Below are 24,633 nucleotides of genomic sequence, written 5' to 3'. Positions count from 1 at the left end.
GGCTAGTGAAGTGGGCTGTACAGGGGAATTGTGATGAGCCTAGGCGTACGAGCTCAGGAGAGCTCGCTTAGCGGTATATTTGGACAGGGAGAACGCCTGTGCATGCCGCCTTACCAGCGTAGCTATTCGTGGGGAGAGCGTGAAGCGCTCGACTTGCTCGGCGACCTTGCCGAAGCAACCGACAGCAGCATCCCGCACTTCATTGGCGCGATCGTTCTCGTGAACGGCTCGGAAACCGGCATGGTGGAAATCGTCGACGGGCAGCAGCGGCTGACCACGCTGACCATCCTGCTGGCGGTTCTGCGCGACCTGGAAACGGACGCGGAGCGCGCTGCCTCACTGCACGCCATGATCGCTGACGAAGCCCGCCCCATGCTGGGCGAGGCGGCCAATTGGCGACTGACGCTGAACTATATGGACGGCGCGTTCTTCCGCGACACCATCCAGCGGCTTGGTGCCACGAAATCCCTTCAGAACGAGCCGGGCGAAAGTGACAGCCAGCAACGCATGGTTGGAAACGCGACGGCCATACTCAAGGAATTGAAAAAGATGACCGACGAGCGGCGGCGCGCGCTGACCGATACGGTCGTGGCTGGCTGCGCGCTGGTGAGGGTGGTGGTGAACGACAAGGATCAGGGGTTCAAGGTGTTCCGGGTTCTCAATACGCGCGGCAAGGAACCCGACGCACACGACATCATCAAGACCGAACTGTTCCAGAAGGCCAAATTCTCCGTCAAGGAGGCGAACGCCTATGCCGAACGCTGGGCCGAGCATGAAGCGGTTCTGGGCGGCGGGGCCTTTGACGACCTGCTTCGGCAGATTCGCGCCATCCACGACAGGTCACCCAAGGGTGACCTTGTTGCCGGCTTCCAGAAGGCCGTCCTGTCGAAAATCGATCCGCGCAAATTCCTTGATGACTTGCTGCCCAACTATGTGGCCGCCTATCGCCAGATCACGACGGCAAAGGTGAATGACGGGCCGAACGCGGCGCTTGTATCTGACAAACTGAACCAGCTGCGTGCGCTTGAGCAGCAGAGCTGGCGCGCCCCTGCCCTCAAATTCCTGGTCGAGCGCGGGATCGATTCACCGATTGCGCCGCAATTCTTCACGGGCCTGGAACGGCTCGGCTATGTGATTCAGCTGATCCTTCACGACAAGGACCAGCGTAACAAACGTTTCAGCAAGGTCAGCGACGCGGTTACGAATGAGCGCACACTGCTGGGCAAGAACGGGCCGTTTTCCGTCTCGAAGGATGAGGCCCGCAAGGTGCACGAACGCCTGCTGGGCCGCTTTGCGACCTTCGGCCAGCGCCGGGCCATGGCGTTGCGCCTGAATGCAGCGCTGGACGACGGTTTCACCATCCCCCCGGAATCCGATGCGACTGTCGAGCACGTGCTGCCGCGCAGTGTGCAGGAAGACAGCCACTGGATGATAACCTGGCCGGACCCAGCCAAACGCCGCGAACAATGCGACACGCTCGGCAATTTCGTGCTTTTGACCCACAAGGTGAACCAGAAGGCCGACCGGCACGACTATCGCGCCAAGAAAGAGGTGTACTTCAACGGAGGCGGCGGCGCCGATTTCGCGCTGACCCGCGACCTGATCGACCAGGATGCCTGGACGCCGGAAGTGGTGCGCAAACGCACCGAGCGCCTGGCGGAAATTCTGGTCAATGAGTGGAATCTGGCGGTCTGAGCCGACGCGCCGCCAGTTGGCCACGCCTGTCTGTTCGCGAGTTTTCGCTAGGTGACCCCTAGCCGCTGCGCATGGCAGGCCTTACGCTCGCTTTCAAAGCAAAACATCAGGGAGCGGCGCCATGAGCCTGTTTGATCTATCGGGAAAATCAGCCATCATCACAGGATCGTCGCGCGGCATTGGCCGGGCGATTGCCGAAGCCATGGCCGATCAGGGCGCCAAGGTGACCATCTCGTCGCGCAAGCCAGGCCCGTGCCAGGAAGTGGCGGCCGGCATCAATGACAAGCATGGCGACGGCACCGCGATTGCCGTGCCCGCGAACATCTCGTCCAAGGACGAGCTGCAGGCCATGGTCGACGCCACGAACAAGGCGTTCGGCAAAGTTGATGTCGTCGTCTGCAATGCAGCCGCCAACCCGTATTACGGGCCGATGGAAGGCATTACCGACGAGCAGTTCGAGAAAGTGCTGCAGAACAACATCATATCGAATCATTGGCTGATCCAGATGTGCATGCCGCAGATGCGGGAACGCAAGGATGGCGCGATCATCCTCGTCTCGTCGATTGGCGGCCTGCGCGGTTCGCCGATCATTGGCGCCTATAACATCTCCAAGGCCGCGGACTTCCAGCTCGCCCGCAACCTGGCCACCGAATACGGCAAGGACAATATCCGCGTGAACTGCATCGCGCCCGGCCTGATCCGCACCGACTTTGCCCGCGCCCTGTGGGAAGACCCGCAGAACCTCAAGCGCGCCCTGTCCGGCACGCCCATGGCGCGGATTGGCGAGCCGGAAGAGATTGCCGGCGCAGCCTGTTACCTCGCTTCCAAAGCAGGTTCCTACATGACTGGCCAGATGATGGTCGTCGATGGCGGTGCGACGTGCTGAACCCGCAATGCACTTGACTGACGAACCGGACTCTCCGGCTGCAGCGCAGATTGAGTTCGCGAGGTTTCGCGACGTTGACATCCGTATCGGGACGATCATCGAGGCTGCGCCCCTCGAAGGCGCGCGCAAGCCCGCCTTGCGCCTTGTCATCGATTTCGGACCGGGCGTAGGCGCGAAGAAGAGCTCTGCCCAGGTGACGGCGCACTATGCGCCGGAAGCCATTATCGGGAAGCAGGTTGCCGCCGTGGTGAACTTTCCGCCCCGCCAGATCGGCAAGTTCATGTCGGAAGTCCTGACACTTGGATTTCCGGATGCCGACAATGAGATCGTCATGTTCTCACCCGACTTTCCCGTCCCCAATGGAGCCCGCCTCGCATGAGCCGCACTGAACTATCTGCCCAGCAGACCGAATTCTTCAACCGCCTGAAAAATGGCACATGGGACTTTCCCGCCGGGATCAGGAATCTCGGCATCCGGCCGGACCTGTGGCTGAAGGAGGTCTCCTATGGGCATACGCGTTATGAATGGCCGAATGACGGGTCGCGCGACATCAATGAAGGCCGCGTGTTTGGCGGCTGGGTTGCAGGCCTGTCGGACCATATCGTGTCGATGACCATGGCCAGCGCGCTGGAGGACGGCGAGTGGTTCACAACGATGGAACTGCAGACGCGCATCCTGCGGCCCGTACCCCACGGCCTGATCACGATTGAAGGACGGCTGGTGAGCCGGGGCAAGACGACCGGGCTGGTCGAGGCCGACTGGCGTGATGAGAAAGGCCGCCACCTGGCGCGCATCACGGCCGCCAAGGCGATCCGCACGATGGACGAGTTGCGCGGGCCAGCCGCGCAGTCGGCCACCTAGGGCAGCAGCAGGCACGCATCTCCATAGGAATAGAAGCGATAGTCCGATGCGATCGCGTGCGCATAAGCCGCCTGCATCACATCTGTTCCCATCAGCGCGCAAACCAGCATGAACAGGCTGGACGCGGGCAGGTGGAAATTTGTTACCAGCGCGTCCGTTGTCCGCACCGCGTCGCCGGGCTTGAGGAAGATATCGGTAGGGCCGGTGGCCGGAACGAGTGTGCCGGCGGGGGTGGTGCAGCTTTCAAGCGTGCGCATGGCTGTGGTACCGACGGGGACGCAGCGGTGGCCTGCGGCGCGCGCAGCGTTGAGCCGGCCGGCGGTTTCGGGCGTCAGGCGGCGCCATTCGGCGTGAAGACGGTTAGCCTCCAGCTGTGCCGCTTCCAGCGGTTTGAAAGTTCCGAGGCCAACATGGAGGCGAACAGTCTCGCGGCGCAGACCGGCAGCATCCAGTTCCGACAAGAGGCGCGGCGTGAAATGCAGCCCCGCCGTCGGCGCCGCAACCGAGGCGGCATCTTCGCCCGCAAAGCTGGTCTGGTACGTATCCCGGTCACGCGCGTCAGCCGGGCGGCGGCGGGCGATGTAAGGCGGCAGCGGCATGGCGCCGTGCGCGTCGAGCGCCTGTTCCAGCGCCGCGCCGGACAGGGAGAACGAAAGTTCTATCTCGCCGCCATCGATGCGCTGGGTCAGCAGGGCGTGGAAGCCGTCAGCGAACCGGATCGTATCGCCCGGCTTCAGGCGCTTGCCGGGCCGGGCCAATGCGCGCCATGTATTGCTATCAATGCGTTCGACCAGGTTCACGTCGCAGGCGACATCAGTCCCCGTCTCGCCGCGCCCAGGCCGAATGCCCTTGAGCGCGGCCGGCAGCACACGCGTGTCGTTAAACACGAGCACATCACCGGCGGACAGATAGCGTGGCAGGTCGCGCACTACGGCGTCTTCCAGCCGCCCGTCGCCGTGCACGACCAGCAGCCGGGCAGAATCCTGCGGGTCTGCCGGTCGCAGGGCGATCAGGTTTTCCGGCAGGTCGAAATCGAATGCGGCAAGGTTCATGGGCATTGAGGAATGTCTGCCCGCTTGAGGCGCCGTGCGTCTAGTTCTCGACGACAGATGGCACCGATGGCAGGTCGCAGACGCCGACGTCTTCGCCGACATCGGCAAGCTGCGCCGTGAAGACAGGTCCGTCAGTCCGCGTGACCCAGACGTTCGGGCGTTCACCCTCTGGCAGGTCAGCGGCCACCTTTGCCGACATCAGGATGTCAGGTAGCGCGACCTCGCCGTTTAGGGCTTCCGATCCGGCCTTCAGTGCCAGAACCACATCTTCGCCTTCGACCACACGGCCCCAGGCGGTGTATTCCTTGTCGAGATGGGGTGACGTGTCGCGCATCAGGAAGAATTGCGAATTGGCTGAATTCGGGTCTGCTGTGCGTGCGGTCGAGACAACGCCGCGGCAATGCGGGATCCAGCTCTCAACCAGTCCATCGACCGACATTTCGGCAAAGAACGAGGCCTGTGTGGCCATCGGGAAGCCGTTCACATAACCGTTTTTCGCCGAATCCACCGGGCCGATGCCGGCATCAAGCGGCATCTCTGCCGGATTTCGGCGGAACGTGAACTCGCCGGGAATATCCGGCAGGCCGGATTCGCGGCCCTTGAGCGCGTAGATGTCGCCGCCCTGTGCCATAAACCCGTTGATCACACGGTGAAAACTGGTGCCGTCCATGTCGCCGGACCGGATAAGCGCGGCAAATTGTGCGTAATGCTTTGGGGCAACTTCGGGGAACGCCTCGATCAGGATGCGCCCCTTGTTGGTCTGGAAAATGAACAGGCGCTCTGCATCGACCCGCCGCCAATTTTCCGTATCTGCCTCTGCTGCATCAACCGTTACAGCCGCTTCGGCCTCAACTGCCGTTGACGTATCCGCTTGCGCGATCTGTCCGAAAGCCAGGGCCGAGGCGGCAAACACCAATGCTGCGAGCTTCATTTACCGTATTTCTCCATGAGGGCGCGTTTCACGTCAGGGCTTACAAAAGGCGCTATGTCACCGCCGAGACTCGCAATTTCCTTTACGAGCCGCGATGCGACCGCCTGGTGCCTAACATCGGCCATCAGGAACACAGTTTCAATGTCGGGATTCAGTTGCTCGTTCATCGCCGTCATCTGGAATTCGTATTCGAAGTCCTGAACGGCCCGCAGGCCACGCAGGATCATCTGCGCGCCACAGGCTTCGGCAAATTTCATGAGCAGGCCGTGCATCGGCATGACCTTGATTTCCGCCATGCCCGGACCGTTGAAGCGGGCACATTCGGCCTTCACCATTCGCACCCGTTCCTCCAGCGTGAACAGGGGCTTCTTGGCCTCATTCACCGCCACGCCGATGACCAGCGTATCGACGAGTTTCATCGCACGACCAAAAATGTCGATATGACCATTGGTCGGAGGATCGAATGTACCCGGGTAAAGTCCGATACGATGCACTGGCGCCCCCTGTTGCCTATTCCTGCGGATCTGGCGCTCCGGCTTCGCCCGGCGCCTCCTTGTTGCCCTCATCCATATCGGTTTCGGCGTCTTCCACAAGACGTGCAACAGAAACGACGTGCTCGCCCTCGGCTGTCCGCAGCACCCAGACACCGCCTGTCGACCGTCCCGCGATGCGAATCTGGTCAACCGGCGTGCGGATCAGCTGGCCACCGTCCGTGACAAGCATGACCTGGTCGCCATCATTGACGGGGAAGGACTGGGCAACCTTCTTTGTTGGCCCGTTCTTCTTGTCACGCCCCCAGATATTCTGGGCGACGAGGCCTTTGCCGCCGCGCCCGGTGGTGCGGTAATCAAAGGCTGACGAGCGCTTGCCCATGCCGTCATCGGCGATGGTGAGGATGAATTCCTCGGCAGCGCCCAGTTCGGCAATGCGTTCGGCACTCAGCGCGGCCTCAGCGACGTTTTCGTCGGTATCATCCTCGCTGATTTCCTCTTCCTCGCCTGTTGCCGCCCGGCGCATGGCGGCCGCGTGCCTGAGATAGGCCCGCGCCTCTTCCGAGGAGGCTTCGACATGGCGCAGGATGCCCATGGAGATGACTTCGTCCTGCGAACCGAGACGAATGCCGCGCACACCTGTGGAGTTGCGTCCGGCAAAGACACGCACGTCGGTGACCGGGAAGCGGATACACTGGCCCAGCGCCGTGGTGAGCAGGATATCGTCAAGCTCGGAACATATCTGAACCGAAACGATGCCATCGCCTTCGTCCAGCTTCATCGCAATCTTGCCGTTCCGGTTCACGCGGGTGAAGTCCGCCAGCTTGTTGCGACGCACTGTTCCCGAGCGGGTGGCGAACATCAGGTCGAGCACCTCGTGCGCCGTTTCGTCATCCGGCAGGGGCATGACGCTCTCGATGCGCTCATCCACGGCCAGCGGGAAGATATTGACCAGCGCCTTGCCGCGCGAGTTCGGCCCGCCGACGGGGAGCCGCCAGACCTTTTCCTTGTAGACCATGCCAGCCGACGAGAAGAAGAGGATCTCGGTATGGGTCGTCGCCGAGAACAGCTTGACCACGAAATCCTCGTCTTTCATCGCCATGCCGGAGCGGCCCTTGCCGCCGCGATGCTGGGTCCGGTAGGTCGAGAGCGGGGTGCGTTTGACGTAACCGCCATGCGTGACGGTGACGACCATGTCCTCGACCTCGATGAGGTCTTCGTCTTCCATGTCGATACCGCCCATGGCGAATACGGACCGTCGCGGCACCGCGAACTTGTCCTTCACCTCGGCCAGTTCGGCCTTGATGATTTCCATGATCCGGGGCCGTGATCTGAGGATGTCGAGCAGGTCGGCAATCTTGTCGGACAGGCCCTTGGCCTCGCTGCCGATCTCGTCGCGGCCAAGGCCAGTGAGACGGTGGAGACGAAGGTCGAGAATGGCGCGCGCCTGCTCATCGGACAGGTAGATCGTGTCACCGCCAGACCAGCGCGTGCGCCGGTCTGCGATGAGTTCCAGCAGCGGGCCCATATCCATGACCGGCCAGGCCTTGGCGAGCAATTGCTCACGCGCGGTGGCAGGGTCAGGTGCATGGCGGATGATGCGGATAACTTCGTCAATATTGGCGACGGCGAGGGCCAGGCCGACCAGAACGTGGGCCCGGTCACGCGCCTTGTTGAGTTCGAACTTGGTACGCCGGACGATCACTTCCTGCCGGAACGTGATGAAGCAATCGAGCACCTTGCGCAGGTTCATCAGCTCGGGACGGCCGCCATTCAGGGCGAGCATGTTGACGCCGAAACTGGTCTGCAGTTGGCTGAAGCGGAACAGTTGGTTCAGCACGACTTCCGCGCTGGCATCCTTTTTCAGTTCGATGACGACCCGGATGCCGTTGCGGTCGGATTCGTCGCGCAGGTCCGAGATGCCCTCGACGCGCTTTTCGCGCACCAGTTCGGCAATCTTGGTGATCATCGCGGCCTTGTTCACCTGATATGGAATCTCGGTGATTATGATGGCCTGACGCCCATTCTTGGCTTCTTCAATATCTGTCTTGGCCCGCATGATGACCGAGCCGCGTCCGGTGGTCAGGCCCTTGCGGCTGCCGGCATGGCCCATGATAAGGCCTCCGGTCGGGAAGTCCGGCCCGGGCACAATGTCGAGCAGCGCTTCATCGTCGATCAGCGGGTCTTCGATGACAGCCAGTGTCGCGTCGACGACTTCGCCGAGATTGTGCGGCGGGATATTGGTCGCCATGCCGACCGCGATACCGCCGCCGCCATTGACCAGCAGGTTCGGGAACTGAGCCGGCAGGACCATCGGCTCCTGCTGCGAACCGTCATAGGTGTCCTGGAAGTTGACCGTGTCCTTCTCGATATCGGCGAGCAGGTAGGTCGCAGCCTTGGTCATGCGGCTTTCAGTATAACGCATGGCGGCCGGCGGATCATTGTCGATCGAGCCGAAATTGCCCTGGCCATCGACCATGGGCAGGCCCATCGAGAAAGGCTGGGCCATGCGCACAAGGGCATCATAGATCGCGCTGTCGCCGTGGGGGTGGAAGTTACCCATCACGGCGCCGACAATGTTGGCGGATTTCTTGTAGGGCTTGTCCGGCGTGTTGCCGCCGACCTGCATGGCATACAGGATGCGGCGATGGACCGGCTTCAGGCCGTCGCGCACGTCCGGCAGTGCCCGGCTGACAATTACGCTCATCGCATAGTCGAGATACGAGCTTTTCAGCTCCGATTCGATCGAGATCGGCTCGATGCCGTCAGGCAGGGCGTGGGGGCGGTCACCCGCATTTTCGGGGGTTTCCGGCTCGTCCGGCGGGGTCGTATCGTCACTCATGAGGGGGCTTTCTGCGTGTCCGGTCTCAAATGGCGGGGACCATGCCCGAATCGCCAATAATCACTAAGGAAAAGCTTAGCAGCCGGGGGGGCGGAAAGCCAGCCTTTCGGGGGTGTTTTAACAGTTCGCTGACGGCCTCTGAAACGCACGAATAACAGCACGTAAAAAGCACTTAAAGTGCACGGAAACAGCCTGAAAACGGCCCGAAAAGGCTTGGATCGCCTAACGAGGCGGGCGGCCTATTGCGCAGCGGGCAGTGCGCCAAGATCGGACAGCGCGCGCTGGACGACGGCCTTGCGTTTCGGCACGTCGGCCTGCGGGTCGGCGATGTCCATGTTGAAGGCAAAGGCATAAGTGCCGGGGGCTTCTCCCGTGGTCTGCTCCAGCCAGCCGACATACCAGCCAATATCAGTTTCGCCCTCTACCCATTTCCAGCCCGTCTTGCCGTAGAGCGTCCAGCCGGGGCCGGAATCGGCCACCATCATCGGCACGCCGCGCTCATAGGTGTGCGCAGAGAGCGGCAGGGTACGGTGGGCCAGCTGGGCCAGGAAGGCGGCCTGTTCCTCGGCAGAGACCGCGAGAGGGCCTTTCAGCCAGTAGGACGACACGTTTTCGGGCGGGCCCGTGTCCGCATTGCCATAGCTAAAGGCAGCGAGCCATTCCTGCAGCGCGGCCGACCCGATTCGCGGCGTGACGGCCTGATAGATCCAGACGGTCGAGCGCGTGTAGGCCGCGGCGAAATCCTGGGTCTCGTTCCACCCGTCGGCAAAGCGTTTGACGCCGTCCCACTCAAAAACTTCGTCAGGGCCGGACACGGCGCCGGTTTCCAGCGCGATCAGGGTGTGGGGTATTTTCGAGGTCGAGGCGGGCGTGAAACGCGCCTTTGCCCGGTCAGGATTGCTGATCCAGGTGCGCTGATCCTCCAGCCGGTAGACGACCAGCGTTGAGGTTTCAGGATCAACCCCGGCTGCTGCCACGCTGGCACTCAGGAGCGGCGGCCGGGTCAATGTCATGCAGGCGGCCAGCAGGCACGCCGCCAGGGCCAGGATCAGGCCTGTGGCGATGGGTGAAGAATGGGCCAGCCTGCGCGGCACGTGTGTCTCCTAAAACGGAATCTCGTCGTCGAGGTCCTGGCTGAAACTTTCGGCCGGGCCGCTCATCTTACGGGCCCCGCCTTGCTGGGAGCCGAAATCATTGCCGCCGGAGCGGGCGCCGCCGCCACGATCACCTGCGCTGTCAAGCATGGTGAGCGTACTGCCGAAGCCGCGCAGCACGACTTCGGTCGTGTACTTGTCCTGGCCGTCCTTGTCCTGCCACTTGCGGGTTTCAAGCTGGCCCTCAATGTAGAGCTTGGAGCCCTTCTTCACATAATTCTGGACGACCCGGACGAGACCTTCGCTCAGGATTGAGATCCGGTGCCACTCGGTCTTTTCCTTGCGCTCGCCCGTCGCCTTGTCTTTCCAGGTCTCCGAGGTTGCGAGCGTGAAGCTGGCAACCTGTCCACCATTCTGGAACTGGCGGATTTCTGGATCCTGCCCCACGTTTCCAATCAGGATGACCTTGTTCACTGATCCTGCCATATATCCATCTCCGCTCAGACTTGTTTCGTTGTCGAATCTGTTATCTTCTACCGCGACCGGGTCCGCCTGTCGCCTCCCCAGCCGTTTTTCCACAGGCTAAGATTAAAATAACAGCTAGCTAGAAGTGTTCACATTTTGTTCTTGTGGTCAAGGTGGACTCAGGCCACACATAGAGCCTAGCAACACGCCCAGACCTGTTTCGTCACCGCAACGAGCTTTCCGCATGGCCCGACTAGAATCGCCCTTCATCCGCGTGCGCGGAGCCAAGGAACACAATCTCAAGAATATCGACGTGGACATTCCGCGCGGTGAGCTTGTGGTGATGACCGGCCTGTCCGGCTCCGGCAAATCCTCGCTGGCATTCGACACTATCTATGCCGAGGGCCAGCGGCGCTATGTCGAAAGCCTGTCGGCATATGCGCGCCAGTTCCTGGAACTGATGCAGAAGCCGGATGTCGAAAGCATCGAAGGCCTCTCACCCGCCATTTCCATCGAGCAAAAGACGACCAGCCGCAATCCGCGCTCGACCGTCGGCACCGTGACCGAGATCTACGACTATATGCGGCTACTCTGGGCCCGCGTCGGCATCCCCTATTCGCCCGCCACCGGCCTGCCCATCGAAAGCCAGACGATCAGCCAGATGGTCGACCGGACCATGGAACTGCCTGATGGCACGCGGCTCTACCTGCTGGCGCCCATGATACGCGGCCGCAAGGGCGAGTATCGCAAGGAATTCGCCGAGCTGCTGAAGAATGGCTATCAGCGCGTCAAGGTGGATGGCGAATTCTTCGAACTGGAAGACGCGCCGAAGCTGGACAAGAAGTTCAAGCATGACATCGATGTCGTGGTCGACCGCGTGATTGTACGCGAGGGCATGGAACAGCGCCTTGCCGAGAGTTTTGAAACCGCGCTTGGCCTCGCGCAGGGAATCGCGATCGCCGAATATGCCGACCTTGAACAGGGCGAGAGTGATCCGAAACGGATCACGTACAGCGCCAATTTTGCCTGCCCGGTTTCCGGCTTCACGATTTCGGAAATCGAGCCGCGCCTGTTCTCGTTCAACAATCCGTTCGGCGCCTGCCCGACCTGTGACGGTCTTGGTAACCAGCTGAAAATCGACCCGGACCTGATCGTGCCTGACAAGGATTTGGACCTGCTGAACGGCGCCATTGCGCCCTGGGCGAAATCCACGTCGCCCTACCAGACGCAGACGCTGCAGGCCCTGTCGACGCATTACCGTTTCGACCTGAAAAAGCCGTGGAACAAGCTGACCGAAGACATTCAGCAGATGATCCTTCACGGCACCGGCGAGGACGAAATCAAGTTCGTCTATGATGATGGCATGCGCCGCTATGAGGTGAAGAAGACGTTCGAGGGCGTGATCCCGAACCTGGAACGGCGCTATCGCGAGACCGACTCGGCATGGGTGCGCGAGGAAGTCGCCAAGTTCCAGTCTGCCGCGCCATGCCCGGCCTGTGACGGCAAGCGCCTGAAGCCGCAGGCGCTGGCGGTGAAGATTGCCGGGCTCGATATTTCGGACTCCGGCGCGTTCTCGATCAAGGAAGCCGGCGACTGGTTCGGCAAAGTGTCGAAGACGCTGACGAAGCAGCAAAACGAAATTGCGTCGCGCATCCTGAAGGAGATCAATGACCGGCTGAACTTCCTCAATGATGTCGGCCTTGAATACCTGACGCTCAATCGCGGATCAGGCACTCTGTCGGGCGGCGAAAGCCAGCGCATCCGACTCGCCAGCCAGATCGGATCGGGCCTGACGGGCGTGCTCTACGTGCTGGACGAGCCAAGCATCGGCCTGCACCAGCGCGACAATGCGCGCCTGCTGGAAACGCTGAAGCGTCTGCGCGACCTCGGCAATTCGGTCATCGTCGTGGAGCATGACGAGGATGCGATCCTGACCGCGGACCATGTCATCGATATGGGGCCGGCGGCGGGTGTGCATGGCGGCGAGATCATTGCCGAGGGCACGCCGCAGCAGGTGCTGTCCAATCCGAAAAGCATGACGGCGGATTACCTGAACGGCACGCGTGAAATTCCGATTCCCAAGCGCCGCCCGGTGGAGAAGACCAGACGCAAGATCACGCTGAAAGGCGCGACTGGCAACAATCTGAAGAACGTCACCGCGACGATCCCGCTTGGCAGTTTCACCTGCATCACGGGCGTATCCGGGGGCGGCAAGTCGACCCTAATCATCGAGACGCTGTACAAGGCACTGGCGCGTAAACTGAACGGCGCCTCGAGCCCGCCGCAGCCCTATGACAGCCTTGAAGGCCTCGAATATCTCGACAAGGTGATCGACATTGACCAGAGCCCGATCGGGCGCACGCCGCGCTCTAACCCGGCAACCTATACAGGCGCCTTCGGGCCGATACGCGACTGGTTCACCGGCCTGCCGGAATCCAAAGCGCGCGGCTACAAGGCCGGGCGGTTCAGCTTCAATGTGAAGGGCGGGCGCTGCGAAGCCTGCCAGGGCGACGGCGTCATCAAGATCGAGATGCACTTCCTGCCGGACGTGTATGTCACCTGCGAGACCTGCAAGGGCAAACGCTACAACCGGGAAACGCTGGAAGTGCTGTTCAAGGGCAAATCCATTGCCGATGTGCTGGATATGACCGTGGAAGAGGCCGCGAAATTCTTCTCGGCGGTGCCGGCGATCTCGTCGAAGATGGACACGCTGGTGCAGGTGGGCCTTGGGTATGTAAAGGTTGGCCAGCAGGCGACGACGCTGTCGGGCGGCGAAGCGCAGCGGGTGAAACTGGCCAAGGAATTGTCCAAGCGCGCGACCGGGCGGACGCTGTATATCCTCGACGAGCCGACGACGGGCCTGCACTTTGATGATGTGCGTAAGCTGCTGGAAGTGCTGCACGAGCTTGTTGATGCGGGCAATACGGTGGTGGTGATCGAGCACAACCTGGACGTGGTCAAGACGGCCGACTGGGTGCTGGACCTTGGGCCCGAAGGCGGCGATGGCGGCGGACGGATGGTGGCGGCGGGCACACCGGAAGACATCGCGGCCAACAAGGAAAGCTGGACCGGCAAGTTCCTGGCCGAAACCTTCCGCCGGCAGGACGAACGCCGCGCCCAGCGCAACAAGCGCGAACGTGCGAAGCCGCCCGCTGCTGCGGGCAAGGCCGGGACGCCGAAGAAGACAGCGAAGGCGGCCAAGCCGAAGCCTGCGGCCAGGCGCAAGACGAAAACGGCCAGCGCGGCGAAATAGGCCCTAGCTGAACGTGTCGGAGACGCGAGGCTGGCCGACCCAGTTGGGATCGGTCCTGGCGGCGAGTGCGGCGGGGCCGCCGAAGATGTGCTGGGCAATGGCCTGTACGCCGACGAGCAGGAGGAAGATCAGCCCGAGCGGCCCCCAGAAGCCGGGCGACGTGACGACGGCGCGGATGTCTGCGCTCGTGGCAGACCCATCCTGCAGCGCCGGGAAGAGTGGCCCAAGCTGGACGAAACCCACGACCGCCATGATGCTGTAAGCAATCAGAATGACCACCATCATCGCGAGGCCGATGACCAGCCACGCGCCGAACAGGACCCCGGCCCGTCCCCTGGTGACGCGCCACGCCTCGAAGAACCTGATCTGGCCGTCCCGCACCGTCAGCGCGGCAGCAGGCGAAAGGCGGATGCCTGCCCAGAGACAGGCGAGCATGTAGACCAGCATCAGAACGAGGCCGACGACTGCGCCGACGGCTGCAGAATCCCGTCCGCCAATGGCACCGAGGCCCATCGGCACGAGTATCACGATGAACAGGCCGATATAGGCGGCGATGAGAAGGCCGAACCAGATCAGGCCGACGACCAGTACGCGCCATTCGTCGGCCCCGACACGCAGGCGGAATCCGTCGCCGCGCATGTATCGCCGCAGGCTGGCGGTTTCAAAGACCATCCAGAAAAGGATGCCGAGCGGAAATATCAGGACGCTGGACATCATTGACCGCATCGAGGCCCGGTTTATGTCGGCGGTGTACTGAGTGATATCGCCATCGCCCTCTGTGAAGACGCGCAGATAGACTTCGTAGATCGGCCAGCTCATCACCGTGTTGAAAGACTGGATCGCGAAGCCTGCCAGCGCGAAGGCCAACGCATATTTCCACAGGAAACCTTTCGGGCCGCCGGTGCGGCGAAAGTGGAACAAGGCGTTTCCGAAACTGAAATCGGGATGGGTCATGGACTGGCCTCCTTGCTCAATCGAAAACGGCCATGCGGGCCGCGTCATCGACACCCCCGCGCGGATCATGACGGGCGGCAAAGGCCGCAGGCGCGCCGTTGAAGTGCTGCTGCAGGGCGGACATGAACATGCTGGCGAAAATATATGCCCCGAACGGTACGAGGACTGACGCCGAGAAGGCCATGTCCATGAATTCTTCGCCGGATTGCACGTTCGTGAAACGGGCCATGGTGGAGATCAGCCCGACCTGGAATATCTGATCCACGACACCTGCGACGATGCCACTGACAATCGCGATGATCAGGTACGCGCCGAGTATGGGCCAGAAGCGCCCGCGCGAAACATTCCACGCGTCGAAAAAGACGATTTTGCGATCCTTGATGGTCATGGCAAAGCACGGTGACAGGCGCGTGGCGAGGAAGACGTAGACGGGAAACAGCAGCAGCATGAGGCCGAGCGCACCAAAAACGGTGGCGATCGCTTCGTCTTGCATGCTGGCATCTGACCCACCCTCCAGCGCCTGATTGAACAGCGACACACCTGACCCGAACATGATGAACAGCATGGGCAGGAAGCAAGCTATTGCCAGCAGGCTCCACAGCAGGCCAACGATCATCATGCGCATTTCGTCTGCACCGAAACCGATGCTGAAACGCGCGTCACGCACATAGCGGCGCTGGGAAGCGGCCTCGAACACGGCCCATCCGATCCACGACCCGATTGTGATACTCGCCGCCATGGGCAGGAAAGGCGTCAGGGCGCCAAACACGCGCATCATGACTTCGCGCGGGTCTGCATTATCGAGATCGGCGTTTTCCAGAGCCTCGATCGCCTGAACAAAATCCAGAACCGCCGTGCGGGACAGGAAAGCGACAATCCCGTAGAATAGTAGGCCGGCCAGCGCGTACACGCTGGCGTAAATCCATGGAAAGCTGCGAAAATGTGCGGCGCGGAATGCGTTGCTCAGCGCGCCTTCGAATGAAAATTGTGTCGGCAAAGTCCCACTCCCACCCTGTCTGCGGGAGAGACTAAAGCGATTTACGGTGCCGGGGCAATCGCTGGTGCGTCATTCTCGTCCGGTGCCAGACGGGGCAGTACGGTTACGGCCAGAGCGTGGCCTGCGAGTATGAACGGGGTGAGCAGGAGCATACCCAGCGCCCCGCCAGCAAACAGCCCGGCATAGCTGGCACCAAGCACGGGATCGAGCGCGGCATTGGCTGTGACAGCGATGGCGAAGGGCGCAACATGGGTGGCCATAGCCGCAAGGCCGAGGCGCAGGCTGTGCCCTTTGGTCCAGGGCCATGTGCGGAACACCATGGTTTCGCCGCGGCTAACGGTGGCGGCGCCGATCAGGAGCAATCGCAAGGCCAGGAAACACAGCGCCCATAGCCCGGCCGCGCAGGCGACGAGGAACACCGCGCCATAGGCGGTGGGCAACATGTCCATGAAGGCCCCCTGGACGATGGCAGGCGATGTGTCGACGCCCAGATCGGTGCGACCGGAAGCTTCGAGCAGGATGCCGGGCAGGATGGCGAGGAAAAAGCCGATGAACACGCCAATGAAAATGAATGCCATATAGGCAGCGAGGTTGGCATGGGCGAGCTGGATGAACTTGCCAGCCGGCCGGCCCAGCATCGCGCGGTAGACCTGCAGTGAATAGGCCACGCCGGCGAGGAACACTGCCGCCAAAAGGGCGAAGGCAACCAGCGAACCGCCGCCCGCTGCCGAGCCGAGCGCCAGCCGGTAAAATCCGGCGGCAACCATCAGGGCCGCAAGCCATGGCAGGCCGGGCACGAAGCTGCGCAGGGCAAGCAGCCATGAGTCCACGGCGATCCCGACGACTGGAAGTTTATCGGCCATTCTTGCGCTCCTCACTGCCGAGACACCTAAACTGCAAGGAGGCTGGCGGCAAACACCATCTTGACGCGCCGGACCGGGCTGCGCATGTCCCCTCCCATGAGCATCAAACCCATACATATCATCGGCGGCGGCATGGCCGGGTCCGAAGCTGCCTGGCAAGCGGCAAATGCGGGCGTGCCCGTGATCCTGCACGAAATGCGCGGCGTGAAGGGCACCGAAGCCCACCAGACGGACAAGCTGGCCGAGCTGGTCTGTTCCAATTCCTTCCGTTCCGACGACCATACGACCAATGCCGTCGGCGTGCTGCACGAGGAAATGCGCCGCGCGGGCGGCCTGATCATCACCACGGCGGCAGACCATCAGGTGCCTGCCGGCAGCGCGCTGGCGGTGGACCGCGAGGGCTTTGCCGAGGCGATTACGGCCAAGCTGAAGGCGCATCCGCTGGTCACCGTGGTGCGCGAGGAAATTACCGGCATTCCGCCCGAAGACTGGGACAGCGTGATTATCGCGACCGGGCCGCTGACCTCGCAGGCGCTGGCCGAGGCGATCCATGCGCATACGGGCGAAGGCGACCTGGCCTTCTTCGATGCCATCGCGCCGATCATCTACATGGACTCCGTCGACATGTCGAAGGCCTGGCGCCAGAGCCGCTATGACAAGCCGGGCCCCGGCGGAGACACGGCAGCCTATATCAACTGCGCGATGGACGAGGCCCAGTATAATGCCTTTCTCGATGCGCTGATCGCAGCGCCGAAGACCGAGTTCAAGGACTGGGAAAAGGACACGCCCTATTTCGAAGGCTGCCTGCCGATTGAAGTGATGGCAGAACGCGGGCGCGAGACGCTGCGCTTCGGCCCGATGAAGCCGGTCGGCCTGACCAATCCGCATGACCCGACCGTGAAATCACACGCCGTGGTACAGCTGCGCCAGGACAATGCGCTCGGCACGCTGTGGAACATGGTGGGCTTCCAGACCAAGCTGAAGCATGGCGCGCAGGCTGAAATCTTCCGGATGATCCCGGGTCTCGAGAAAGCGGAGTTTGCACGCCTCGGCGGCATCCACCGCAACACGTTCCTGAATTCGCCGAAACTGCTGGATGAGCAGTTGCGCATGAAATCCATGCCGCGCCTGCGCTTCGCAGGTCAGGTGACTGGCGTTGAAGGCTATGTCGAGAGCGCGGCGATGGGTCTGCTGGCCGGGCGGTTTGCCGCCACTGAGCGCTTCGGCCGCACGCTGGCACCGCCACCGCCGACCACGGCGCTGGGCGCGCTGGTGCGGCACATCACGGGCGGCCATCTGGAGGGCAAGCAGACCTTCCAGCCGATGAACGTGAATTTCGGCCTGTTCCCGGACATCACGGATTATTCGAAAGTCGGCCCGGACGGCAAACGGCTGCGCGGCAAGGACAAGGGCCGCGCCAAGAAGCGGGCACAGGCGGTGCGCGCGCTGGAAGATGTTGATGCATGGCTGGCGGGCGAAGCGGCACTGGTTGCCGCCGAATAGGATCACACTTCGCCGGTATTCATTGCCTTCATGATGCAGAGCCGCTTGGTGATCGGGTTCGGGTTGCGGCCGTCACAGTAGAATTTGCGCAGGCGGAAGTGGGCGATGGCCGGGCGGATCGGCTTGGGTGCCGGCGCGACATGCGGACCGAACGCCTTGGTTTCGCTGCGGCGGGCGGCAGCATAGGCCGGTGCGACCTGCTGGATTTCGGTGCCCCAGCCATGCGCGCCGGCGAGCACGCTGGCGGCAACGGCGGCAAGCCACGCCTCTGGTTCTCGCGCGCGGTCCTCAGCCTCGAATGCGGCCTGATAGCCGTCGATGAGTTTCTGCAGCGCGCCAACCTTCAGCCGCTGGCAGGCGATTTCCTCATAGAGGGCCAGGCACACGTCGTGGGCGCGCGGCGCCTGTTCAGCCTCGATCTCGGACAGCGCATCGCGCCACCACTGGAAGCGGATGGCACCCAGGGTTTCCTCCGTCACGGCGAGCCGGACGCGGGCCAGCTCGTAAGCCAGCGCGTAAAGTGCTATCAGGGCGTTGCGATAAATCTCGGGAGCAAAGCGGCTTGATATCCAGCGATCTTCGTCCACTCGCTTCACGCGGGCATCGATCGCCTTCCATTGTGTTTTGCTCAAGGGGCTGGTCTCGTTTGACATGGAACCCATATGTGGGATGACGCGCTGATACACCAGTCAATCTTATGCAAGAAAGGATGCTGACATGGCATTTTCACTTCCCGACCTCCCTTATGGACGTAGCGACCTCGCCCCGCACATTTCCGAGGAGACCCTGAACTTCCACCATGGCAAGCACCATCAGGCCTATGTGACGAACCTGAACGGCCTGATCGAAGGCACTGACCTGGCGAACGCGACGCTGGAAGAGATCATCAACAAGGCCGCTGGCGATAAATCGAAAGCCGGCCTGTTCAACAACGCGGCACAGGTCTGGAACCACACGTTCTACTGGCACTCGATGAAGCCCGGCGGCGGTGGCAAGCCAACCGGCAAGGTCTCAGAAATGATCGACCGGGATCTCGGCGGCTACGACCAGTTCGTCAAGGACTTCAAGGCGGCAGGTGGCGGCCAGTTCGGTTCAGGCTGGGCCTGGCTGGTCGAGAAGGATGGCAAGCTGGCCATCACCAAGACCCCGAACGCGGAAACGCCGCTGACCGAGGCAGGCGTTACGCCGATCCTGACCATGGATGTCTGGGAACACGCTTATTATCTCGATTACCAGAACAGCCGTCCGAACTATATGGATGCGTTCCTGAATAGTCTGATCAACTGGGATTTCGCGAACAATAACCTCGCCTAGGCCCGTCGCGGCAGGCAAATGAACAGGACCCGCCGGAGACGGCGGGTCTTTTTTTGGCCGGTGAGCAAGAGCATGGGCCGCATATGGGCAGCCCCGGCTTGCGATCCTTCCGGCGCTGATTCGACCATTCTGCCGGAGAACCCTTCACCTTTTCCACAATTTGAACTATGTGCAGCGCAACAGACGTTCCGGGCTCAGGATTCGCCCGGCAAGGCTGCCATTCGGGCAGCGTCGGGTATTCTCAACAATCCTTGGACTGGAAACACTTTGAACGACGTAACATTTGCAGATCTCGGCCTCGGGCCGAACGTACTGAAAGCTGTAGAAGAAGCTGGGTATACGATCCCCACCCCGATCCAGCTGGAAGCCATCCCCCACATTCTCGCGGGCGGTGACATTACCGGCATCGCTCAGACAGGCACAGGCAAGACAGCCGCTTTTGTGCTGCCAATGATCCACCGGCTGGCGCGCGGCCGGGCCCGGGCCCGCATGCCGCGCTGCCTCATCCTCTGCCCGACACGTGAACTTGCCGCGCAGGTGGCAGAGAATTTCGAGAAATACGGCAAGTATCTGAAACTCACCATGGCGCTGCTGATCGGTGGCGTCAGCTTCAAGGAACAGGAAGGCCTGCTCCAGCGCGGCGTTGATGTTCTGATCGCAACGCCCGGCCGCCTGATGGACCAGTTCGAACGCGGCAAGCTGCTGCTGATGGGTGTCGACTATCTCATCATCGACGAAGCCGACCGCATGCTCGACATGGGTTTCATTCCCGATATCGAGAAGATCGTGGCGAAACTGCCGCCCAACCGGCAGACATTGCTGTTCTCGGCCACCTTCCCGACGGACATCCAGCGCCTGGCAAAAAGCTTCCAGCGCAATCCAGTCAAGATCGAAGTCGCCCGCCCCACGGACGCGGCTAAGACGATCACGCAGCATGTTGTACACATTCCGTCGAATGACGCGAAGGCGAAGCGCACGGCCCTGCGCCGCGTGATCGAGTCCCGTGACGTGAAGAACGGTATCGTGTTCTGCAACCGCAAGGTCGAGGTCGATGTTGTTGCCGCGTCGCTTCAGAAACACGGACATGATGCCGCAGCTATCCATGGCGACCTGCCGCAGGCGTTCCGCACCGAAGTGCTGCAGCGCTTCCGCGATGGTGACCTGAAATTGCTGGTCGCATCGGATGTTGCCGCGCGCGGCCTGGACATTCCAGATGTTGGCCACGTGTTCAACTACTCGCCGCCACCGAAAGACGAAGATTATGTTCACCGGATCGGCCGGACAGGCCGCGCCGGACGCACAGGTGAAAGCTTCACGATTGTGTCGCCAACGGATGAAAAGTCCTGGAGTTTCGTTCTCAAGATGATCCAGCAGGATGTCGAATCCTACATGCCGGAAGGCCTGCTCGAGGAACTGGAAAACCTGCCACCGGAAGAACGCTCCAGCCGGGGCGGCCGTGGTGATCGTGGCAGCGGTGGCAGCAGCCGCAGTCGTGGCCGCGGTGACCGCCCGGAACGTGGCCGGTCACGCAGTACAGCGGCATCGGACGCGCCAAAAACTGAAATCGCAAAGGCAGAGCCTGAAGCCGAGAACACGCCCAAGCCGGAACGGACTGAAAAGTCCAAGCGCGCGCGCGCACCGAAGGCTGACAAATCCGAAAAGGTCGAAAAGACTGACAGGGATGACGCCAGCGAAAAGACGGCGCGGGGCGAGCGTGGGTCACGCGGTGGCCGTCCGCAGCGCGACCAGAAGCGCAAGGATGACGATCCGATCCTGGCGCCAGCACCTGAACGCGTCAAAGGCTTCGGCGACGATGTTCCGGCGTTCCTGAAGCGCTGACACCCGATCAATACCGGGCACAGCCGGGACTCAGACGTCCTTGTTGTGCCGGTTTGTGACCAATGCATGCGACAGGTCCGGAACCGGTCCAGGCTTGGTGAAGGCGATGGTAAAGCACGTTCCCGAGGGGCCTGAATCGATACTGATATCGGCAGCGAGGGACTTGGCCAGCGAGTCCACAAGGATCATGCCGATACCTCGGTGTTCGCTTTTCCCGGATACGGTCCGCATGCCAACACCGTCATCCTCGACCCGGATCAGCACCTGATCGGTCGCGCCGTCCAGCAACAGCCGGACGCCCCCCCGGGTGCGGCCCTGATAGGCGTGCTTGCATGCATTGGTGATCAGCTCTGTCACAGCAAGGCATACGGACGTCGCCTTGCTGACTGGCAGAACCAGCTCCCCGCGGGTTTCGCAAATGAAGCCAACCGCCCCGTGTACCGAACAGGTTTCGATAACGTCCTTGCACAGCTCTGGCAACAGGGCGATGCAATCAACTTCGTCATGCTTGCCAAGTTCATAGAGGCTACGATGGATCGTCGAGATCACTTCTATGCGCTGCTGCGTCAAAGCAAGCGTCTCGCGCGCCAGATCGTCCTGTACGCGCTTCAAGGGTAGTGCGAGTATGGAGGACACGATTTGAAGACTGTTGCGCACGCGGTGATTGACTTCAAACAGCAGTGCGTCCTTTATCCTGACCGCCTCGAGCAATTCCTGCTCCGCACGCACACGGAGCGTATCATCCCGCATTGTCAGCACAGAGCCGATTTGATCGCCAGCGGCGTTGCGTACCGGCCGGGCCGTTCCGACGGCGATGATGACAGAGCCATCAGGCCGGCGGATTTTCCACGGCACGTCCACGACGGATTCGCCCTTGAGAACGGCCCGCGCCAGAGGAAGGTCGTCTGGTGGATAGGGCAGATCGTCCATTGTGAGGAGGGCGTAGCTTTCAGAATAACCGTCCGGCAGCACGTCCAGCCTGACCCGCCCGTGAAGCTCTTCCGCAGCGCGGTTCACGCTGATGATCCGGCCATCCGCATCCGCGACGATGACACCTTCGGCGAGCTGATCGAGAACAACCGACTTGAAGCCTTCAACTGTACTTAGCATTCACATGCCTGCGAGTTCGCGCAGCAAGTCGCCCGGCTATGCCCTGTGCAGGCGACACCCGAACGCCTTGTGCATTAGCGTTTCAGCCGGGACGACATCTGCTTGCGGAAGGCATCCGTATAGGGCGGCCGGATCATTGCCAGCATCTCACTGCCTGTCTGCGTGTAAACGGACTTCTTGTGGCTGAACTCGTAGAACCCTTCGCGACCATGATAGCTGCCCATGCCTGACGGGCCGACGCCGCCGAAGGGCAGGTCTTCCTGTGCGACGTGAAAGATGACGTCATTGACGGTGACGCCGCCGGATGTGGTGTTGTTCAGCACCGTGTCACGTTCGGCCGAATCTTCGCCAAAGTAATACAGGCCCAGTGGCCGCGGATTGGCATTGATATAGGCAATCGCATCTCTGGTTTCGCCGTAGGATTTGATCGGCAGGATCGGACCGAAGATTTCGTCCTGCATCACGCTCATATCGTCAGTCGGATCAACGATGATGTGCGGGGCGATCTTGTGGTGCGGCTGTTGCGAGAAATTGTCGCCGGTCGGATTGATTTCGATCACTTCAGCACCCTTGGCGCGCGCGTCTTCGAGATATCCCATGATCCGGTCGAAGTGCCGCTGGTTTACGATGGAAGTGTAATCGTCATTGTCCTTCAGGCCGCTCGGGAACATTTTCTGCACGGCGCTGGTTGCTGCCGCCGTGAATTCCGCCGTCTTTTCCTTCGGCACGAAGGCATAGTCCGGCGCGAGGCAGATCTGGCCCGCATTCAGCGTCTTGCCGGCCATAATGCGGTTAGCCGCCTTCTGCATGTCAGCCGACCGGCCGAGGATAACAGGGCTCTTGCCGCCAAGTTCGAGGGTGAGGGGCACGAGATTGTCGGCGGCCGCCCGCATGACGTGTTTGGCAACCGAGGTCGCGCCGGTGAACAGGATATGGTCGAAAGGCAGCTTGGTGAACTCGGCGCCGACTTCCGGGCCGCCGGTAATGACGGCCACTTCTTCTTCGTCATAGTATTGTGCGATCACGGATTTCATCAGTTCCGAGGTGGCTTCGGTAAATTCGGATGGCTTGATCATGCACCGGTTGCCAGCGGCAAAGACGCCTGCCAGTGGCGTGAAAGTCAGGTTCACGGGGAAGTTCCAGGGGCTGATTACGCCGATAACACCCTTGGGCTGGAACTGCAGCTGGGCCCGGGACCCGATCAGGCCCAGCGGAAATTCCACCTTCCGCTTTTCCGGCCGCATCCAGTTGTGAACATGCTTCCTGGCAAATTTCAGCGCGCCGATCGACGAAACAATATCGGTAAATCCCGACTGGTCTTTGGAGCGGTGACCGAAATCCTGGCACATGGCATCGTTGAAGGCATCGCCGTGCGTGATCAGCAGGTCTATGGCCTTGTCGATCCATTCAATCCGCTTTGCCGCCGACGGAATGCCGTCACGCAGGTTAGCTGCCTTCTGCCGCGTCAGAATCGATTCCATACCCGTGCCGGTTGCGCTGTCGAGTGCCATGCCAAATTCTCCCATGCCGTGCTTCGTGTGAACACTGTAGCCCGCGTTCAGCTGTTAACAAAGGGAAATACATTGCCGCTGCGTGAGGCGTTCCCATGTGGGCAGGACTGGTTAGATTGCGCGCAAACATATCCGGGAGCGACACAGATGGCCTATGAAAAGATTTCCTACGAACTGGACGGCAGCACCGCCATCATCAGCTTCGATGATCCGGCGACGATGAATGCCTGCGGCATCGACACGGCGCAGGAGCTGCTCCACGCATTCGAAACGGCGCGCACCGAGGCCCGCTGCACGATCCTGACGGGCAAGGGACGCGGCTTCTGTTCAGGCGCCAATCTCGGCGCCAATCCCGGTAGCGGGACCGCGCTGAGCCACCCCGGGTCCCAGCCGGACGCAGGCCGGGCGCTTGAAACGCACTACAACCCCCTCATCCTGGCAATCCAAGACCATCCCCATCCCGTAATCACGGCCGTGAACGGTGCCGCCGCAGGTGTTGGTTGCGCGCTGGGTCTGATCGGCGATCTCGTGATCTGCGGCAAGAGCGGTTATTTCCTGCAGGCATTCCGCCGCATCGGCCTCGTTCCCGACGGTGGCTCCACCTACCTGCTTGCCCGCACCATCGGACGGGCACGGGCTATGGAAATGACTCTGCTGGGCGAAAAGGTGCCGGCCGAGCAGGCCATGTCCTGGGGGCTCGTCAACCGCGTCGTCGAAGATGACGCCTTGATGGCGACGGCAAAGCAGATTGCCGGGCAGCTTGCAGAGGGACCGACACTGGCGCTGGCCATGACACGCAAACTGGTCTGGGCCGCCTGCGATGGCGATTTCGATGGTGCGCTGCGCGCCGAACGCCTTGCCCAGCGGACGGCTGGCCGAACCGACGATTTCAAGGAAGGCGTGACGGCCTTCCTCAAAAAACGCAAGGCCGAATTCAAGGGAAAATGATCATCCTGTGATTGCATCATTTCA

Annotated in this window: 21 protein-coding genes; 9 read left to right on the top strand and 12 right to left on the bottom strand. The window is 61.6% G+C overall.

Annotated features, from left to right (window positions below; all coding sequences use genetic code 11):
- The first annotated feature begins 33 nt into the window (after positions 1–33).
- The 4 genes from ACQ66M_RS13685 to ACQ66M_RS13670 all read left to right on the top strand — a co-directional run bounded on the left by ACQ66M_RS13685 (position 34) and on the right by ACQ66M_RS13670 (position 3,442).
- Positions 34–1,695: a DUF262 domain-containing protein gene (locus ACQ66M_RS13685; protein WP_350171444.1), complete on the top strand. Its 1,662-nt coding sequence runs from the start codon at positions 34–36 to the stop codon at positions 1,693–1,695.
- A 121-nt stretch (positions 1,696–1,816) separates the two neighbouring features.
- Positions 1,817–2,581 carry an SDR family NAD(P)-dependent oxidoreductase gene (locus ACQ66M_RS13680; RefSeq protein WP_350171443.1) on the top strand — a complete coding sequence of 255 codons (765 nt, stop codon included), beginning with the start codon at positions 1,817–1,819 and terminating at the stop codon, positions 2,579–2,581.
- Positions 2,582–2,588: 7 nt separating this feature from the next.
- Complete coding sequence (locus ACQ66M_RS13675) at positions 2,589–2,960, top strand: tRNA-binding protein (RefSeq protein ID WP_430404505.1); 372 nt, start codon at positions 2,589–2,591, stop codon at positions 2,958–2,960.
- Positions 2,957–3,442 (top strand): PaaI family thioesterase, encoded by a 486-nt coding sequence (locus ACQ66M_RS13670; protein ID WP_430404503.1) that lies wholly within the window; start codon positions 2,957–2,959, stop codon positions 3,440–3,442. Before ACQ66M_RS13675 ends, ACQ66M_RS13670 begins: the two co-directional genes overlap by 4 nt.
- Here ACQ66M_RS13670 and queA read toward each other — a convergent pair.
- From queA to ssb, 6 genes are all read right to left on the bottom strand, one after another.
- Complete coding sequence (gene queA / locus ACQ66M_RS13665; RefSeq protein WP_430404501.1) at positions 3,439–4,494, bottom strand: tRNA preQ1(34) S-adenosylmethionine ribosyltransferase-isomerase QueA; 1,056 nt, start codon at positions 4,492–4,494, stop codon at positions 3,439–3,441. The genes ACQ66M_RS13670 and queA overlap by 4 nt on opposite strands.
- A gap of 40 nt (positions 4,495–4,534) precedes the next feature.
- Positions 4,535–5,425 carry a peptidylprolyl isomerase gene (locus ACQ66M_RS13660; RefSeq protein ID WP_350171440.1) on the bottom strand — a complete coding sequence of 297 codons (891 nt, stop codon included), beginning with the start codon at positions 5,423–5,425 and terminating at the stop codon, positions 4,535–4,537.
- Positions 5,422–5,919, bottom strand: coding sequence for a pantetheine-phosphate adenylyltransferase (gene coaD / locus ACQ66M_RS13655; RefSeq protein ID WP_350171439.1), 498 nt, complete (start codon positions 5,917–5,919; stop codon positions 5,422–5,424). Before coaD ends, ACQ66M_RS13660 begins: the two co-directional genes overlap by 4 nt.
- Before the next feature lie 16 nt (positions 5,920–5,935).
- Positions 5,936–8,758 (bottom strand): DNA gyrase subunit A, encoded by a 2,823-nt coding sequence (gene gyrA / locus ACQ66M_RS13650; RefSeq protein ID WP_350171438.1) that lies wholly within the window; start codon positions 8,756–8,758, stop codon positions 5,936–5,938.
- 239 nt (positions 8,759–8,997) lie between these two features.
- A complete protein-coding gene (blaOXA, locus tag ACQ66M_RS13645; RefSeq protein WP_430405175.1) occupies positions 8,998–9,771 on the bottom strand; it encodes an OXA-1090 family carbapenem-hydrolyzing class D beta-lactamase in 774 nt (257 codons plus the stop codon).
- Positions 9,772–9,861: 90 nt separating this feature from the next.
- Positions 9,862–10,338 carry a single-stranded DNA-binding protein gene (gene ssb / locus ACQ66M_RS13640; RefSeq protein ID WP_350171437.1) on the bottom strand — a complete coding sequence of 159 codons (477 nt, stop codon included), beginning with the start codon at positions 10,336–10,338 and terminating at the stop codon, positions 9,862–9,864.
- A 223-nt stretch (positions 10,339–10,561) separates the two neighbouring features.
- Here ssb and uvrA point away from each other — a divergent pair, with 223 nt between their 5' ends.
- Positions 10,562–13,570 (top strand): excinuclease ABC subunit UvrA, encoded by a 3,009-nt coding sequence (gene uvrA / locus ACQ66M_RS13635; protein ID WP_430404499.1) that lies wholly within the window; start codon positions 10,562–10,564, stop codon positions 13,568–13,570.
- A gap of 3 nt (positions 13,571–13,573) precedes the next feature.
- Here uvrA and ACQ66M_RS13630 read toward each other — a convergent pair whose 3' ends face one another.
- Genes ACQ66M_RS13630 through ACQ66M_RS13620 form a run of 3 tightly spaced genes read right to left on the bottom strand, consistent with a single transcriptional unit; the run spans position 13,574 to position 16,384 of the window.
- Positions 13,574–14,524, bottom strand: coding sequence for a hypothetical protein (locus tag ACQ66M_RS13630; protein ID WP_430404497.1), 951 nt, complete (start codon positions 14,522–14,524; stop codon positions 13,574–13,576).
- A gap of 16 nt (positions 14,525–14,540) precedes the next feature.
- Positions 14,541–15,521, bottom strand: a complete 981-nt coding sequence (locus tag ACQ66M_RS13625) for a hypothetical protein (protein ID WP_350171434.1) — start codon at positions 15,519–15,521, stop codon at positions 14,541–14,543.
- 41 nt (positions 15,522–15,562) lie between these two features.
- Positions 15,563–16,384 carry a hypothetical protein gene (locus ACQ66M_RS13620; protein ID WP_430404495.1) on the bottom strand — a complete coding sequence of 274 codons (822 nt, stop codon included), beginning with the start codon at positions 16,382–16,384 and terminating at the stop codon, positions 15,563–15,565.
- A gap of 96 nt (positions 16,385–16,480) precedes the next feature.
- Here ACQ66M_RS13620 and trmFO point away from each other — a divergent pair, with 96 nt between their 5' ends.
- On the top strand, positions 16,481–17,887 hold the full coding sequence (trmFO, locus tag ACQ66M_RS13615) for a methylenetetrahydrofolate--tRNA-(uracil(54)-C(5))-methyltransferase (FADH(2)-oxidizing) TrmFO (protein WP_430404493.1): 1,407 nt from the start codon (positions 16,481–16,483) through the stop codon (positions 17,885–17,887).
- 2 nt (positions 17,888–17,889) lie between these two features.
- Here the strand turns inward: trmFO and ACQ66M_RS13610 are convergent, their stop codons facing one another.
- Positions 17,890–18,519, bottom strand: a complete 630-nt coding sequence (locus ACQ66M_RS13610; RefSeq protein ID WP_350171431.1) for a squalene/phytoene synthase family protein — start codon at positions 18,517–18,519, stop codon at positions 17,890–17,892.
- Positions 18,520–18,604: 85 nt separating this feature from the next.
- Between ACQ66M_RS13610 and ACQ66M_RS13605 the strand changes: the two genes are divergently transcribed.
- On the top strand, positions 18,605–19,201 hold the full coding sequence (locus ACQ66M_RS13605) for a superoxide dismutase (protein ID WP_350171430.1): 597 nt from the start codon (positions 18,605–18,607) through the stop codon (positions 19,199–19,201).
- A 267-nt stretch (positions 19,202–19,468) separates the two neighbouring features.
- Positions 19,469–21,040 carry a DEAD/DEAH box helicase gene (locus ACQ66M_RS13600; RefSeq protein WP_350171429.1) on the top strand — a complete coding sequence of 524 codons (1,572 nt, stop codon included), beginning with the start codon at positions 19,469–19,471 and terminating at the stop codon, positions 21,038–21,040.
- Between the two features lie 30 nt (positions 21,041–21,070).
- Here ACQ66M_RS13600 and ACQ66M_RS13595 read toward each other — a convergent pair whose 3' ends face one another.
- Together ACQ66M_RS13595 and ACQ66M_RS13590 are read right to left on the bottom strand one after the other, a co-directional pair.
- Positions 21,071–22,150, bottom strand: coding sequence for a sensor histidine kinase (locus ACQ66M_RS13595; protein ID WP_430404490.1), 1,080 nt, complete (start codon positions 22,148–22,150; stop codon positions 21,071–21,073).
- A 74-nt stretch (positions 22,151–22,224) separates the two neighbouring features.
- Entirely contained in the window at positions 22,225–23,661 is a 1,437-nt protein-coding gene (locus ACQ66M_RS13590; RefSeq protein WP_430404489.1) for a coniferyl aldehyde dehydrogenase, read from the bottom strand.
- A gap of 147 nt (positions 23,662–23,808) precedes the next feature.
- On the opposite strand from ACQ66M_RS13590, the gene ACQ66M_RS13585 reads away from it, so the two are divergent.
- Positions 23,809–24,609 (top strand): enoyl-CoA hydratase/isomerase, encoded by an 801-nt coding sequence (locus ACQ66M_RS13585; protein ID WP_350171426.1) that lies wholly within the window; start codon positions 23,809–23,811, stop codon positions 24,607–24,609.
- Positions 24,610–24,633 lie beyond the last annotated feature (24 nt).

It is taken from the genome of Hyphomonas sp. (assembly GCF_965284475.1).
Taxonomy (GTDB): domain Bacteria; phylum Pseudomonadota; class Alphaproteobacteria; order Caulobacterales; family Hyphomonadaceae; genus Hyphomonas.
The sequence above is the reverse complement of the archived record's forward strand: the minus strand, read 5'-3'. Positions and strand labels throughout refer to the sequence as shown.